The sequence below is a fragment of the Roseburia porci genome, assembly GCF_009695765.1.
Lineage (GTDB): Bacteria > Bacillota > Clostridia > Lachnospirales > Lachnospiraceae > Roseburia > Roseburia porci.
In genome coordinates this window covers 1-16,696 of the sequence record NZ_VUNI01000034.1, presented here as the reverse complement: position 1 = coordinate 16,696, position 16,696 = coordinate 1, and the positions used below count along the sequence as shown (strand labels likewise).

At 40.6% G+C, this 16,696-nt stretch carries 11 protein-coding genes, 1 tRNA gene and 1 rRNA gene; 12 read left to right on the top strand and 1 reads right to left on the bottom strand.

Going from position 1 to position 16,696, the window contains the following annotated elements:
• The 11 genes from FYJ75_RS13605 to FYJ75_RS13555 all read left to right on the top strand — a co-directional run.
• A 23S ribosomal RNA gene (locus tag FYJ75_RS13605) occupies positions 1-231 on the top strand; the annotation flags it as partial.
• A 670-nt stretch (positions 232-901) separates the two neighbouring features.
• Positions 902-972: transfer RNA gene (locus FYJ75_RS13600), tRNA-Trp, on the top strand.
• A gap of 155 nt (positions 973-1,127) precedes the next feature.
• Positions 1,128-2,366: an ATP-binding protein gene (locus FYJ75_RS13595; protein ID WP_154430964.1), complete on the top strand. Its 1,239-nt coding sequence runs from the start codon at positions 1,128-1,130 to the stop codon at positions 2,364-2,366.
• Positions 2,367-2,414: 48 nt separating this feature from the next.
• Positions 2,415-3,320: a LysR family transcriptional regulator gene (locus tag FYJ75_RS13590; RefSeq protein WP_154430963.1), complete on the top strand. Its 906-nt coding sequence runs from the start codon at positions 2,415-2,417 to the stop codon at positions 3,318-3,320.
• A 347-nt stretch (positions 3,321-3,667) separates the two neighbouring features.
• Positions 3,668-4,669, top strand: a complete 1,002-nt coding sequence (locus FYJ75_RS13585; protein WP_154430962.1) for a methionine ABC transporter ATP-binding protein — start codon at positions 3,668-3,670, stop codon at positions 4,667-4,669.
• Positions 4,659-5,321, top strand: a complete 663-nt coding sequence (locus tag FYJ75_RS13580) for a methionine ABC transporter permease (RefSeq protein ID WP_154430961.1) — start codon at positions 4,659-4,661, stop codon at positions 5,319-5,321. The genes FYJ75_RS13585 and FYJ75_RS13580 overlap by 11 nt, the downstream gene beginning before the upstream one ends.
• Before the next feature lie 52 nt (positions 5,322-5,373).
• Entirely contained in the window at positions 5,374-6,252 is an 879-nt protein-coding gene (locus tag FYJ75_RS13575) for a MetQ/NlpA family ABC transporter substrate-binding protein (RefSeq protein ID WP_154430960.1), read from the top strand.
• 141 nt (positions 6,253-6,393) lie between these two features.
• Complete coding sequence (locus FYJ75_RS13570) at positions 6,394-7,248, top strand: SDR family oxidoreductase (protein ID WP_154430959.1); 855 nt, start codon at positions 6,394-6,396, stop codon at positions 7,246-7,248.
• Positions 7,249-7,264: 16 nt separating this feature from the next.
• Positions 7,265-8,548 carry a dicarboxylate/amino acid:cation symporter gene (locus tag FYJ75_RS13565; RefSeq protein ID WP_154430958.1) on the top strand — a complete coding sequence of 428 codons (1,284 nt, stop codon included), beginning with the start codon at positions 7,265-7,267 and terminating at the stop codon, positions 8,546-8,548.
• A gap of 308 nt (positions 8,549-8,856) precedes the next feature.
• Entirely contained in the window at positions 8,857-9,087 is a 231-nt protein-coding gene (locus FYJ75_RS13560) for an HPr family phosphocarrier protein (protein WP_154430957.1), read from the top strand.
• A 133-nt stretch (positions 9,088-9,220) separates the two neighbouring features.
• On the top strand, positions 9,221-11,593 hold the full coding sequence (locus tag FYJ75_RS13555) for an ATP-dependent DNA helicase (RefSeq protein WP_154430956.1): 2,373 nt from the start codon (positions 9,221-9,223) through the stop codon (positions 11,591-11,593).
• Positions 11,594-11,609: 16 nt separating this feature from the next.
• On the opposite strand, the gene FYJ75_RS13550 is transcribed toward FYJ75_RS13555, so the two are convergent.
• Entirely contained in the window at positions 11,610-12,494 is an 885-nt protein-coding gene (locus tag FYJ75_RS13550; RefSeq protein WP_154430955.1) for a LysR family transcriptional regulator, read from the bottom strand.
• Between the two features lie 214 nt (positions 12,495-12,708).
• Here FYJ75_RS13550 and FYJ75_RS13545 point away from each other — a divergent pair, with 214 nt between their 5' ends.
• Positions 12,709-16,512, top strand: coding sequence for a phosphoribosylformylglycinamidine synthase (locus FYJ75_RS13545; RefSeq protein ID WP_154430954.1), 3,804 nt, complete (start codon positions 12,709-12,711; stop codon positions 16,510-16,512).
• Positions 16,513-16,696 lie beyond the last annotated feature (184 nt).

Below are 16,696 nucleotides of genomic sequence, written 5' to 3'. Positions count from 1 at the left end.
GGGATGGACGGACCACTGGTGTATCTGTTGTCGACCAACGGCATGGCAGAGTAGCCAAGTCCGGAAGGGATAAACGCTGAAGGCATCTAAGCGTGAAGCCCCCCTCAAGATGAGATATCCCTTCCCAAGAGGAAGTAAGACCCCTTGAAGACGACAAGGTAGATAGGGCAGAGGTGGAAGTGTGGTAACACATGGAGCTGACTGTTACTAATAGGTCGAGGGCTTGACCAAAAGCGTAGCAAACACATCGAGATGAAGCGAAGCGGAATCGAGACACCTGTTTTGAAAGCAGTAAGAACAATAAATCGGGATCTGTATGAAGTTTTGAAGATATGAGAGATTGGCCGCTGTATTCCAGTGGCTTTTTTATTTATAGGAAATATAATGTGGCATTAAAGTGTGATAGCTGTGTTTCCCGGTCAGACAGATCCAGTCCTTATCAGGGACTGGATCTTTTGCTTATCAGGGAGAACGGAAGGAATATCCGTACAGCAGCTTTTTTAATTGATAACGGAGAAAAACAAAGGGAAAACAGCTGCGAAAGAGGGTGATTCTCCGTAATCGGCCATTTCAGAGTGATTACACCGACAAAATGGAGAAAAGTGACGGTGTAAATGGAACCTTTAGGCTGGTTACGGAGAAAACCAGCAGAATGCGAGGCCAGAACCTCTCATTATTCTCCGTAGAAAGAGAAAAAGCCGGGATTACGGAGAATAAGAAGAACGTTGCATTAGGCAGGGGCATAGAACAGACAATAGGATATATGTTGTCCACTTTATGGAGGTAGAAGAACTATGAGGTTGAGTAGGGAAAAACGAAAAAGTTTTGCTTAAAATTTCTATTGCATCTGAAATCTTTCTATAGTATAATACAGATTGTTGATTACATTATTAATAAATAAAGGGGTGTAGTTCATCGGTAGAATAAGAGTCTCCAAAACTCCAGAGGAGGGTTCGATTCCTTCCACCCCTGTCAAGTCCTTGAGCAATCAAGGACTTTTTTACTCTATAGAAAATACCGTGCTGCATTAAATTGTTTACTGAGACGTTTTTAGGGACAAACAGCAAGGGGAAAACAGCAAAACAGATTTTGTCTATAATTTCAGAAAGATACAGGAGAAATAAATTATGGAATACAGATTGTCAATTGAAGAATACGATAAATGGAAAGAGGAGAGTCTGCTTGTTGATATTCGTGATGCCGGAAGTTATCAGTATGGATACCTTCCGGGAGCGGTAAACCTTCCGGCAGAGAATCTGCTTCAAATAGTGGAAAATAAAGGTGAAAAGGAAAGTTTTTGCATTACACTTGCAGATCAGTTACAGGTAACAGAGGAAGATCTGCGGACAAAGAAGATGGTGATTTATTGTCAGAAAGGAACCAGCAGTTATGATGTGGTTTTAAAACTCAGGGAATTTGGCATACAGGCCTATGATCTGGAAAAAGGATACCTTGGCTGGCTTATGGAGGCAATGTCAAAAGACACCGATGATGAGAAAACACAGGAAGAGCGAAACGAACAGATCGAGCTTAGTATCCGCAAGAAATTCCATAAACAGATTTTCAGTAAATTTGCAAAAGCAATCAATGAATATCAGCTGCTTCAGCCAGGGGACAAGGTGGCCGTGTGCATATCTGGTGGAAAAGATTCCATGCTTATGGCAAAGCTGTTTCAGGAATTGAAACGTCATAATAAATTTGAATTTGAAGTTGTTTTCCTTGTTATGGATCCGGGCTATAACAAAGAAAATCGTTCGGTAATCGAGAAAAATGCCAAGATGATGAATATTCCGATCACGATTTTTGAAAGCGAGATTTTCAATGCGGTTTATGAGATTGAAAAATCGCCATGTTATTTGTGCGCAAGAATGCGACGTGGATATTTATATAATGAAGCTAAGAAACTTGGATGTAATAAGATCGCACTCGGACATCATTATGATGATGTAATTGAGACGATACTTATGGGAATGCTTTATGGAGCGCAGGTACAGACGATGATGCCGAAACTTCACAGTACAAACTTTGAAGGCATGGAACTGATCCGTCCGATGTATCTGATTCGTGAGGACGATATTAAAAAATGGAGAGATTACAATGATCTGCATTTCATTCAGTGTGCATGCCGTTTTACAGATACCTGTACAACCTGCAGGCAGGATGGAAGTTCTGTTTCCAAGAGAATGGAGATTAAGAATCTGATCCGTCAGTTAAAAGAAGTAAATCCGTTCATTGAATCAAATATTTTCCGAAGTGTTCAAAATGTAAATCTGAGCACAATCATAGCCTATAAAAAAGATGGCGTAACGCATCATTTCCTGGATGATTATGATTCGAAGACAACCAGAAAAAAGGACGCAGAATAAAAACAAAAAACCAGATACCGGTTATTTTGATAAAAGGAAGTAAGCTATATGACATTACAGCAATTACAGCAGGTAATTACAATTGCAGACTGTGGTTCTATGAATGAGGCTGCCAAAAAGTTGTTTGTTTCCCAACCGAATCTTTCTTCCGTGGTGAAAGATCTGGAGGAAGAAACAGGAATTACAATTTTTCTCAGATCGAATCGTGGAATTGTGATGACTCCGGAAGGCGAGGAATTTATTGGATATGCAAGACAGGTAACAGAACAGTATCAGCTTTTGGAGAGTCGTTATATTGCCAAGAATGCAAAGAAGAAATTCAGTGTTTCCATGCAGCATTATACATTTGCGGTAAAAGCATTTGTGGAAATGGTGAAACAGGTGGGGATGGATGAGTATGAGTTTGCAGTTCATGAGACAAAAACCCACGAAGTGATAGACAATGTCCGGAATATGAAAAGTGAGATCGGGGTATTATATCTGAACGATTTTAACCAGCAGGTGATGGAGAAGATATTTAAGGAAAACAGTCTGGTGTTTGAAGAACTATTTACCTGTGATACTTTCGTTTATATCTGGAGAAATCACCCACTTGCGGATAAAAAGATGATTTCCATGAAAGAACTGGAAGATTATCCGTGTCTCGCATTTGAACAGGGCAAAAACAATTCTTTTTATTTCGCAGAGGAAATGAAAAGTACATACGAATATAAGAAGATCATCAAAGCAGATGACAGAGCGACACTTTTAAATCTGATGGTCGGGTTAAATGGATATACCTTATGCTCTGGAATCATTAATGAAGAGTTGAACGGTGATGACTATATTGCAATTCCGCTGAAAGAGACAGAGAAAATGAGAATAGGTTTTATCCGTCATAAGGGAACGAAAATCAGTCCGATCGGTGAACTTTATATTTCGGAATTGAAAAAATATGGAGCTCATCAGTACTAGTTATTTGCTATAAGTTTTACTTATAACCAAATATTGAAACACAATATTAACACTTTACGAAAAACATTGCTATAATAAACATATCAACAAGAGAGGAGAGCGAAACATGCGTACATATTTTCTTGAAGAACAAACTACAATAATGAATATGCCAGTTATGATGCAGAACATGTGCATGTGCTGCTTTATTAAAGTGCACCTTCAGCCCGGATGTTTCGACTCCGGTACGGATTCATAGAGATCGTTTGGAAGATTTGATATGAATGAAGACTGCAGGTGCTTGAAAACAGGCACCTGTTTTTTTATAGGAAGATTCTTTATAAAACAGAAGCTGAGAGGAAGAGACAATGATACGATTTGAACATGTAAGTAAAACATTTCAAACATCTGCTGGTGAAGTAAAAGCTTTGTCAGATATCAACTTAGAAATTGAAGACGGGTCGATTTTTGGAGTGATCGGATTGTCAGGAGCCGGTAAGTCAACGTTGGTACGTTGTATGAACCTTCTGGAACGACCGACAGAGGGAAGTGTATTTTTTCATGACACAGATCTTCTGTCACTAAAGGAGGCGGAGTTGAGAAAACAGAGAAGAAAGATTGGAATGATTTTTCAACAGTTTAACCTTCTGGAACAGAGAACAGCACTTGGAAATGTTTGTTACCCGCTTGAGATTGCCGGAATAAAAAAGAAGGATGCTGTAAAAAAAGCGGAAGAACTTCTGAAACTGGTGGGGCTGGATAACCGAATGCAGAGTTATCCGTCACAGCTTTCCGGAGGACAGAAACAACGCGTTGCGATTGCAAGAGCACTGGCAACGGACCCGGAGGTACTGCTTTGTGATGAAGCGACCAGCGCACTGGATCCAAATACAACAAGAGCGATTCTGGAGCTGCTGAAGGATATCAATGCAAAACTGAATGTAACGATCGTTGTTATTACGCATGAGATGAAAGTTGTGGAACAGATTTGTGATGAAGTTGCAGTCATCGATCACGGAATTGTAGCAGAGACAGGCAAAGTACAGGATGTATTTTTAAAACCAAAATCGCAGATTGCAAGAGAGCTGATCTTTCCGAAAAGACATGAGGCATCGACAGGCACTGCAAAGAGGATCTTACGATTGTCTTTTGATGGGCAGAAATCTTCGGAACCGGTTATTTCCAACCTTGTTATGGAATGCCAGACTGCAGTGAATATTCTTGGTGCCAGTACAGAAAATATCGGTGGTAAGGCATATGGACAGATGATACTGGAACTTCCGGAAGACGAATTTAAGCTTGCAAAAGTAAAAAGCTATCTGAATGAAATCGGAATCAGTTATGAGGAGGGAGAGACAAATGCAGATTGATCAGTTATTTCAATTAATGAAAGATGGTACATTAGAGACCTTATATATGGTTATTGTTTCCACAATTATTGCATATGTGATCGGAATTCCGACCGGAGTCATTCTTTTTATAACGGATAAGAATGGAATATCTGAGAATTCCATTGTTAATAAAATTGTTGGAGTGATTGTCAATCTCCTGCGATCGGTTCCGTTTATCATCCTGTTAGTTGCAATTCTCCCATTTACCAGAGCTTTGGTTGGGACAACGATTGGATCAACAGCAACAATTGTTCCATTGGTAGTTGCAGCGGCACCATTTGTGGCAAGAATGGTAGAGTCATCCTTAAAGGAAGTAGATGCGGGAATCATCGAGGCGGCACAGGCGATGGGATCATCCAACTGGCAGATCATAACCAAAGTGCTGCTCCCGGAGGCAAAGCCTTCTTTAATCGTTGGAAGCACAATCGCTGTTACAACGATCCTTGGATATTCTGCAATGGCAGGATTTGTCGGGGGCGGAGGACTTGGAGCAATCGCCATCAACTATGGATATTATCGTTATCAGACGAATGTGATGCTCGTTACTGTGGTACTTCTTGTGATTGTCGTTCAGATTTTCCAGGAAGCAGGTATGAAGATTGCAGGAAAATCAGATAAGAGAACACGCTAAAAATTAGAAATAATTTTAAATATGTATAAAAAAGAAAGAAGAGGAAAAGATTATGAAAAAGATTGGAAAAAAATTATTAGGGCTTGGACTTACATTTACACTGGCAGTTGGAATTCTTGCAGGCTGCGGATCAGCAGGTAAGGATGCAAAAAATGATAACGCACAGGCAGGTACAGAAAAAACAGCACAATCCGGTTCCGATGACAAAGTAATCCGTGTTGGAGCGAGTGTATCTCCTCATGCTGAAATTTTAGAGCAGGTAAAGCCAATTCTGGAAAAAGAAGGCTATACACTGGATATTGTAGAATACAATGATTATGTACTTCCGAATACTGCTTTAAATGATGGGGATCTGGATGCAAACTATTTCCAGCATCAGCCTTATCTTACAAACTTTAATGAAGAAAATGGAACAGATCTTGTATCTGCAGGCTCTATTCATTTTGAACCGCTTGGAATTTATTCTGAAAAACTGAAAAACCTGGATGATATTGAAGATGGAGCGAAAGTAGCAGTACCAAATGATGCAACCAATGAGGCAAGAGCACTTCTTTTACTGGAAGCAAACGGACTGATCAAATTAAAAGAGGATGCCGGAGTCAATGCAACAGTTCTTGATATCGAAGAGAATCCACATAACCTTCAGATTCAGGAGATTGCAGCAGAGCAGCTGGTTCGTGCACTTCCAGATGTTGCGATTGCATGCATCAATGGAAATTATGCAATTCAGGGCGGTTATAGCGTATCGCAGGCAATTGCTGTAGAAGAATCTACATCACTTGCAGCACAGACATATGCAAATGTTGTTGCTGTAAGAGCAGGAGAAGAGAATTCAGAAAAAACACAGGCACTGATCAAAGCACTTCAGAGTGATGAAATACGTAAATACATCGAGGATACTTACGATGGAGCAGTTGTTCCGGTATTTTAATCTCTGATCAGAAAAAGATGAAAATGCATGGGATCCGTCTTTATGGGATGGGTCCCATTTTCTGTTACTTTAGCACTAGGATTTTGGATGATTTTATGGTAAAATAAATCGTTTGAGGAATGGCGAATGGAAGGAGATATTATGAAAGAATTATCAATTTGGATTGCAGGCGCAAACGGTAAAATTGGAAGTGCATTGTGCCAGCATTTAAAAACAACAGATTTTTTCCGTGTCGTAACAACAGATAAGGACCTGGATATTCTGGATGCTCAGGCGGTGTCAGATTTTGCAAATATGAATCGCCCGGCGGTTGTAATCAACTGTGTTGGAATGTCAGATGAAAAAGAATGTGAAGAGAACATGGTGGAGGCATTTCGGGTAAATGCTCTCGGGGCACGTAATCTTGCAGTTGCCACCAGATCGATCAATGCCAAAATTATCCATCTTTCTACGGACGATGTATTCAGTGGATTAAAAAAGGACAGGCTGACAGAGTTTGATGTTCCAATGCCGACATCTGTATATGGAAAATCCAAACTTGCGGGAGAAAATTATGTCAGAGAACTGAATCCAAAACATCTGATTGTTCGAAGTTCCTGGATCTATGCGGAAGCAGAAAATGATTTCCTTACCAATGTGTTAAAAAAAGCACGGGCAGGTGAACATATTCAGGCTTCTTTAGACCGTATCAGTACACCGACCAGTGCAGAAGCACTTGTAAAGTTTATTGATATACTGCTTACAAGCAAAGAGTATGGAATATACCATGCATCCTGTGAAGGCGCATGCAGCCGCTATCATTTTGCAAAAGCAGCGCTTGGCTATGCGGGACTGGATACAGAGCTTGTCGAAGGTGTTCTGCAGGAGCAGGGTGAAATTCATACCAGATATACAATTCTTGAGAATCTGATGATGAAGATGACCGGAATATATGAAATGCCAAAGTGGGAGACTGCTTTACAGGAGTATATTGCGCATATGAATGTGAACGGATAGAAAGGAGCTGTACAGAATGACAGAAGAAACAAAAAAGAAGAAAAAGTTAAGCGATACAGGGAAAATTCTGTTGGGGCTTATTTTTGGTGCTGTTTTTGGAATTATCCTGAATTACCTTGTGCCTGACAGTTCAATTAAAAATGATGTAGTGATCAATGGTGTTCTTTATGTTATCGGAAATGGCTTTTTGAAATTGATGAAAATGCTTGTTGTGCCGTTAGTTTTTACCTCATTAATCTGCGGGGCAGCGGCAATCGGTGATACGAAAACGCTTGGAAAAGTTGGAGTTAAGACGATTGCACTTTACATCTGTACGACAGCACTGGCAGTCAGCGTTGCAATTGGGGTTGCAAATCTGATCAGACCCGGTATCGGACTCAATATGAGCGAGATTCAGGCCGGAGATGCGGTAACGACAACAACAACACAGACAGGCATGGCAGACACCCTGCTGGATATTATCCCGGATAATCCGTTCGGTTCTCTTGCAAATGGAACGATGCTCCAGATCATTGTATTTGCCCTGATCGTCGGAATTCTGATCGCAAAAATGGGTGAGCGGGCAGAACTTTTATTTAATTTTGCGAGTCAGTGTAATGATCTGATGATGGAAATGACCATGTTTGTTATGAAAGCTGCTCCGATTGGAGTGTTCTGCCTGATTGCAAAGACATTCTCAGGACTTGGACTCGACGCAATCATACCTCTTTTAAAATATGTAATCAGTGTTATCGCAGCACTGGCAGTGCAGTGTTTTGGAGTGTATATGCTGCTTCTGTTTGGTTTTACAAGGCTGAATCCGGTTCGGTTCTTCAAGAAATTTCTTCCGGTATTTGGTTTTGCTTTTTCGACAGCAACTTCCAATGCAACGATCCCGTTATCTATTGAGACACTGGAAGATAAGATGGGTGTTTCACGAAGGATTTCATCCTTTACGATTCCACTTGGAGCTACGATCAATATGGATGGAACATCCATTATGCAAGGCGTGGCAGTTGTTTTCGCATCACAGGCATATGGAATCCATCTTGGATTAAACGGTTATCTGACCGTAATTGCAACCGCTACATTAGCATCGATCGGAACGGCCGGAGTACCAAGTGTTGGACTGATCACGCTTTCGATGGTGTTCCAGTCGGTTGGTCTTCCAATCGAAGCAATTGCCTTGATTATGGGAATTGACCGTATCCTTGATATGATCCGTACCGCAGTAAATGTTACGGGAGATGCTGTTTGTACAACGATTGTCGCTTTTCAGAATAAAGCCGTGGATATCGAGCGTTTCCGGCGGGAAAAATAAATAATTTTTGTGCATACTGGATAAAATTTCTCTAAAACCAGCTAACTTTACAAGTAAAATAACTTAAAAAGTAATATTTTATGTGAAGAAATGAATAATATTATATTTTTCGGGAAAAATAGAAACAGAAAATAGTCACTTTGATAAAAATTTATCGAAAACATTTATTTTACAGAATTTTGACAAATCATTATTTTGATGTCATAATCTCATCTGATAAATGGGAGAAACCGTTTATCTTAGGTAAATGCTTGAAATAAGGACTAGAAAGATCCTGTGAATCATATTTTAGAAAGCTGGTAATTATTATGTATGAAAATGAAAAAGAGATCCGTTTTTCAGATGCGGAAGATATCAAGGAATTTGTAAAAGCTGCAGGAAAATGCGATTTTGATATCGATGTTTTTTATAAACGTGCAGTTATTGATGCAAAATCAATCCTTGGAATGCTTGGAATCGGTCAGAACGAAGTAGTCGTTCGATATGCTGGTAATAACGAGAACTTTGAAAACGTTGTTGATAAATTCGCGTTAGCATAATAAAATGATTTTATAGGCATGAAAAGTGTCTTGTCTTAGAGAAATCTGGGACAGGGCACTTTTTTACTTTATAAGGAGCAGGGGGTCACAAAGTGACAACTCTTTATATATAGGATGAAAAGAAGGTGAAGATTTGGAGCAGGAGAAGCCTCAGGTGCGGATCTCAGTCCGTAATCTGGTCGAGTTTATTTTCCGCGAAGGTGATATTGACAATCGAAGAAAGAGCGTAAGTGCGGATGCGATGATGGAAGGAACAAGGATTCATCGTAAAATACAAAAAAGTAAGGATGAGCGCTATCTGGCTGAGGTTCCGCTTAAAATCTCACTGGACGAGAAACTTTACCAGCTTACGATTGAAGGACGGGCTGACGGTATTTTCACGGAAGAAGATGATTTTGCAGTTATCGATGAAATTAAAGGTGTGTATATGAAGCTGGAGCAGCTGGAGAAACCAATCTATGTTCATCAGGCTCAGGCGATGTGTTATGCATATATTTTTGCATGGCAGAATCAGCTTCCTGAGATTGGGATTCAGATGACATATTGCAATCTTGATACGGAAGAGATCCGGTATTTCAGGGAAAATTACAGATTTGAAGAACTGGAGCAGTGGTTTTTAAAGCTGATCACAGAATATAAAAAATGGGCAGATTTTCAGTATCAGTGGAAAGAAAAAAGACAGGCATCGATTCATCAGCTGGAATTTCCTTATGAATACCGCCCAGGACAGCATCAGCTTGTAGCAGATGTTTACCGGACAATCAATCGGAAAAAGAACCTGTTTATTCAGGCTCCGACTGGTGTCGGGAAAACGATCTCAACGATATTTCCGGCAGTAAAAGCAGTCGGAGAAGGGCTTGGAGACCGCATTTTTTATCTGACGGCCAAAACAATTACAGCGACTGTTGCAAAAGAAACATTTGGCATTCTGCGTGAGGCAGGATATCAGGCAAAGCTGATTCAGCTTACGGCGAAGGAAAAGCTTTGTCTCTGCGAGGAGATGGAATGCAACCCGGTTCACTGCCCTTATGCAAAAGGACATTTTGACAGGGTAAACGATGCAGTCTTTGATCTTTTGCACAAATCGGATTTTTTTACCAGGGAAGAGATCATTGCCCAGGCAAAGGAGTATCAGGTATGTCCGTTTGAGATGAGTCTCGATGTGGCAAGCTGGGCAGATGATATTATCTGTGACTATAATTATGTGTTTGATCCGAATGTTTACCTGAAGCGCTTTTTCCAGGAAGGAATCAAAGGAGATTATATTTTTCTGATCGATGAGGCTCACAATCTTGTAGACCGCAGCCGGGAAATGTACAGTGCAAGTCTGTATAAGGAAGATTTTCTTACCGTAAAGAAGATATTGAAGCCACTCAGCAGAAAACTGGAAAAGAATCTGGATAAATGCAATAAGATACTTCTGGATTATAAACGTGAATGTGAAAAATTTGAGATTTATGATAATATTGCCAATCTGCTGTTCGGACTTATGAGACTGGCATCCGATATGGACGAGTTTTTGCAGAAAAATCCGGAGTTCGCAGAACGGAAAACCGTATTGGAATTTTATATGAATCTGCGGAATTTCCTGAATATCTATGAACTGGTGGATGAGCATTATGTGATCTATACGGAGATTCAGGAAGATGGAAGATTTATGATGAAACTTTACTGTGTAGATCCATCTTTGAATCTGCAAAAATGTCTGGATAAAGGAAATTCTGCCATCTTTTTTTCAGCAACGTTTCTTCCAATTAATTACTATAAACAATTGCTCAGTACGAAGGAAGATAATTATGCGGTTTATGCAACGAGTACATTTAAAGAGAGCCAGAGGCTGTTGTTATTTGGAAAAGATGTCAGTACGAAGTATACAAGAAGAACTCCATCTGAATTTGAAAAGATCGCAGATTATATTGGAAAAACCATAGCATGTCATCCGGGCAATTATATGGTGTTTTTTCCATCTTATAAACTGATGGAACAGGTGCATGAGGTATTTATGGATAAATACGGGGATGAAGCAGAGACAATTCTGCAGCAAAGTGGAATGAAAGAGGAAGAGCGGGAAGAATTCCTTTTGAATTTTGAAGAAAATCATGCGCAGGCATTTGTCGCATTTTGTGTTATGGGAGGCATTTTTGGAGAAGGAATCGATCTGAAAAAGGATCGTCTGATCGGTGTTATTGTTGTTGGAACAGGGCTTCCACAGATCAGCAATGAACGGGAAATTTTAAGACAGTATTATGATAAGAATCAGGGAGAAGGATTTGATTATGCGTTTCGGTATCCCGGAATGAATAAAGTACTTCAGGCAGCCGGACGGGTGATTCGCACTAATGAAGACAGAGGGATTATTTTACTTTTGGATGAAAGATTTTTACAGTCGGAATACAGAAATCTTTATCCGAGAGAATGGAAAGAACGAAAGATCTGTTCGCTGGATGATGTCCAGAATTATGTCAGTGAATTCTGGAACACCATACCAGAACAGAAAGACAGATAAATGCGGAAATGTCAGATTACACGCTTGGAAGAAGCTTTAAGAATTCTTCGGTAGATGCAGAGACTGGAAGTGTTGTATTTACCGAAGCTACCATCTGACGTTTCGGCATTTTTTCTTTTGTTTTCAGAATGAACAGATCCTTGGATTCGTGCGTCAGGCAGTAGTCTGGAATGAATGCAATGCCCAGTCCGATCCGGGCAAGGTCGATCAACAGGTCATTACTGCTCAGCTCGATCTCAGGAAGAAGCTCTAACTGATGCTGCAGGAAAAGATTGTGAAGAAATTCGCTGGTTGTACTTTTCCGGTCAAGCATCATAAGCGGATATTGTTTTAATTCTTCAAACGGAATCTCCTGCTGTTTTAAATTGAAGTAGGAAGGATTCGCAATGAAAACATCCGTAAAAGTTGCTACCGTCTTTTGGATGTAAGTGTGGTTCAGGTGTGAATTTGGAAAATTGGTCACGATCAGGTCAACTTTTCCCTGTTCCAGAAGTTCTACACAGCTGATGGAAGTATCATTTGTTACTTTGATTGGAACATTTGGAAACTTCTTATGGAATTGCTTCAGATATGGAACCAGGAAATAACGGCAGATCGTATCACTTGCACCGATATGAAGCTGTCCGAGTCCAAGATTGCTTGAGTCCAGAAGCTGGTTTTCACCACGCGCGATCAGATTCATGGCTGGTTCGATATGCTTTAAAAGAATTTTACCGGCCGGTGTCAGCTGGACCTTTTTGGTACTTCGGATAAAAAGCGGCTGATTCAATTTGCGTTCCAGTGTCTTGATCGACTGGCTGACTGCGGATTGCGAGATAAAAAGCTTCTTGCTTGCCTCTGAAAAACTTAATGAAGATGCAACGTAATAAAATACTTTGTAGAGTTCGTAATTGATATCCATATCTAATGTCCTGTCCTTTGTCTTTTTCTACATAAAATCTTATTAATATTATAAGACTGACTAATAGATGTGTCAATTTATATTAAACATTAATATAACTTATAAAAACGATTAAATATATTAATTATGCTAATTCAATACACCATGTTATACTAGGATAGCACAAAGAAAATTGTTTAGTTGAAGCATAGATAAACACATCGGAGGTATTTTTATGAGCAATGTACGTCGTGTATATGTAGAAAAGAAACCGGATTTTGCTGTAAAAGCAAAAGAGTTAAAACATGAGATCAAACATTACCTGGGAATCGAGACCGTGACAGCAGTCCGTGTACTCATCCGCTATGACATTGAAAACATTTCCGAAGAGACTTATGAGAAAGCATTAAAAACTGTTTTCTCTGAGCCACCGGTAGATAATATATATGAAGAAACATTTGAATTAAATGGCGCAAAAGCATTTTCTGTAGAGTTCCTTCCTGGACAGTTCGATCAGAGAGCTGATTCCGCAGAGCAGTGTGTAAAGTTACTGAATGAGACTGAGGAGCCGATCATCCGTACAGCTACGACTTATGTGATTGAAGGAGAAATTAATGACAGTCAGTTTGACGCAATCAAACATCACTGCATCAACCCGGTTGATTCCAGAGAGACAGGCCTTGAGAAACCGGATACACTGGTTCAGAAATTTGAAGATCCTGCAGATGTGAAGATTTTTGATGGATTTATTGACATGCCGGAAAAGGAATTGAATGAGCTTTATGCTTCTTTAAATCTTGCAATGACTTTTAAAGATTTCCTGCATATTCAGAAATATTTTAAAGGGGAAGAGAAACGTAATCCATCCATGACGGAGATTCGTGTGTTAGATACATACTGGTCAGATCACTGCAGACATACGACATTCTCTACCGAACTGAAAAATGTAAAATTTGATGACGGATTTTATCAGAAACCGATGAAGGATACCTATGATGATTATCTGGCATCACATAAAGAGTTATATAAAAACCGTGATGACAAGTTTGTATGCCTGATGGATCTTGCTCTTCTTGCCATGAAACGTCTGAAAAAAGAAGGTAAGCTTGCAGATCAGGAAGAATCCGATGAAATCAATGCATGTTCGATCGTTGTTCCGGTTGAAGTTGACGGAAAGACAGAAGAATGGCTTGTGAACTTTAAAAATGAAACACATAACCATCCGACGGAAATCGAGCCGTTTGGTGGCGCAGCTACATGTCTTGGTGGTGCAATCCGTGATCCGTTGTCAGGACGTACTTATGTATATCAGGCAATGCGTGTGACCGGAGCCGCTGATCCGACCGTTTCTGTAAAAGATACGATTCCAGGTAAGCTTCCACAGAAAAAACTGGTTCGTGAAGCAGCACATGGATACAGTTCTTATGGTAACCAGATCGGACTTGCAACCGGTTATGTGAAGGAAGTATATCATCCGGATTATGTCGCAAAACGTATGGAGATCGGTGCTGTTATGGGAGCTGCTCCAAGACGTGCTGTACAGAGACTGAATTCTGATCCGGGAGATAAGATCATTCTTCTTGGAGGACGTACCGGCCGTGATGGAATTGGTGGAGCAACTGGTTCTTCCAAAGCACATAACACACAGTCAACATCTGTCTGTGGTGCAGAAGTTCAGAAAGGTAATGCACCTACTGAACGTAAATTACAGAGATTATTCAGAAGAGAAGAAGTCAGCCATATTATCAAAAAATGTAATGACTTTGGTGCAGGCGGTGTATCTGTAGCAATCGGTGAGCTTGCAGACGGACTTCGTATCGAACTTGATAAAGTTCCAAAGAAATATGCGGGACTTGACGGAACAGAGATCGCAATTTCAGAATCCCAGGAGCGTATGGCAGTTGTTGTAGCACCGGAGGATGTAGAACAGTTCCTTGCATATGCAAAAGAAGAGAACTTAGAGGCAACAGAGGTTGCTGTTGTGACAGAGGACCCAAGACTTGTTCTTGAGTGGAGAGGCAAAGAAGTTGTTAACATTTCACGTGCATTCTTAGACACCAACGGAGCACATCAGGAAGCTGACGTTGAGGTTGAGATGCCGGAAGAAAAAGATAATTATTTTGCACGTATCTCATCAGAAAAAGTTGCAGAAGCAGTAAAAGCAGATGATATGAAAGCTGCATGGAAAGCAGAACTCGCAGATCTTAATGTATGTTCACAGAAAGGTCTTGTAGAGATGTTTGACGGCTCAATCGGAGCCGGCAGCGTTTACATGCCGTTTGGTGGTAAATATCAGCTGACAGAGACACAGAGCATGGTTGCAAAACTTCCTGTTTTACATGGAAAATGCGATACGGTAACAATGATGTCTTATGGATTTGATCCATATCTTTCATCATGGAGTCCATATCATGGTTCTGTATATGCGGTACTGGAATCCCTTTCAAGAATTGTTACTGCCGGTGGAGATTATAAGAAAGTACGTTTTACATTCCAGGAATACTTCCGCAGAATGAATGAGAATCCGAGACGTTGGAGCCAGCCATTCGCAGCACTGCTCGGTGCATATAATGCACAGATCGGTTTTGGACTTCCTTCTATCGGAGGAAAAGATTCCATGTCCGGAACATTTAATGATATCGATGTACCGCCAACACTGGTATCTTTTGCAGTTGATGTTGCAAAAGAGAAAGACATCATCACACCGGAATTAAAGAAAGCCGGAGATAAACTGGTACTTTTCACAATTGAAAAAGATGAATATACACTTCCTGTATATGCACAGGTTATGAAACTGTATGATGCAGTACATGAAATGATCCAGAAGGGTGCAATTGTTTCAGCATACGCACTGGATGGAAAAGGACTTGCAGCAGCAGTATCCAAGATGGCATTTGGAAACAAGCTTGGTGTTACTGTGGAGGACAGTGTATCAGCAGATACATTATTTGCTCCGGGATTTGGTAATATTGTTGCAGAAGTTCCGGAAGACAAACTGGAGACGGTTATGAGTATTCTTGCTCAGGCAGGACTTGAAAGTGCAGGCGCCGTTGTCGGAAACGTAAATGATACAAAGACATTTGAATACAAGACAATGTCTCTTGGTATGGAAGAAGCATTAGAAGCATGGACAGGAACATTGGAAAAAGTATTCCCGACCAGAGCAACCGAGGAAACAGATGAAGTAAAGACAGGTCTGTTTGACACAAAAGAGATTTATGTATGTAAGAATAAAGTGGCAAAACCAACCGTATTTATTCCGGTATTCCCAGGAACCAACTGTGAGTATGACAGTGCAAAAGCATTTCAACGCGCAGGAGCCAATACCATCGTAAAAGTATTCAAAAACCTGAATGCAGAAGATATCCGTGATTCGGTTGATGAATTCTCAAAAGCAATTGATCAGTCACAGATTATTATGTTCCCAGGTGGATTCTCTGCAGGTGATGAACCGGAAGGATCAGCAAAATTCTTTGCAACAGCATTCCGCAATGCAAAGATGACAGAGGCTGTAAACAGACTGCTGAATGAGAGAGATGGACTTGCACTTGGTATCTGTAACGGATTCCAGGCATTGATCAAACTTGGACTGGTGCCTTATGGAGAGATCCGCATGCAGTCGGAAGATTCACCAACACTGACATACAACACAATCAACCGCCATATCAGTAAAATGGTATATACAAAAGTTGTTACCAATAAATCCCCATGGCTTGCTCAGGCAGAGCTTGGAAAGACATACTGCAATCCGGCTTCACACGGAGAAGGACGTTTCGTGGCACCGAAAGAATGGCTGGATAAGCTCTTTGCAAACGGACAGGTTGCTACACAGTATGTAAATGAGGCTGGCGTACCAACTATGGACGAAGAGTGGAATGTCAACGGATCCTACATGGCAATTGAAGGTATCACAAGCCCGGATGGTCGTGTACTTGGTAAGATGGCACATTCAGAGAGACGTGGTGATTCTGTAGCGATGAATATTTATGGCGAGCAGGATATGAAGATCTTTGAATCCGGTGTTGCTTACTTCAAATAATATAGACATAACAAAAATAAGCTCCGCTGTTACCGGAAGGTATCGCGGAGCTTATAATTATGTGCGCCTTGCGGCGCACGTCGCTAATGGATGAAAGTTCCTAATCCGCCCTAGTAGTGGGAAGGATACAGCCAAGACCAAGGGTGTCCTGTTCATAGCAAGACTATGATTAACGTGAGGGGAA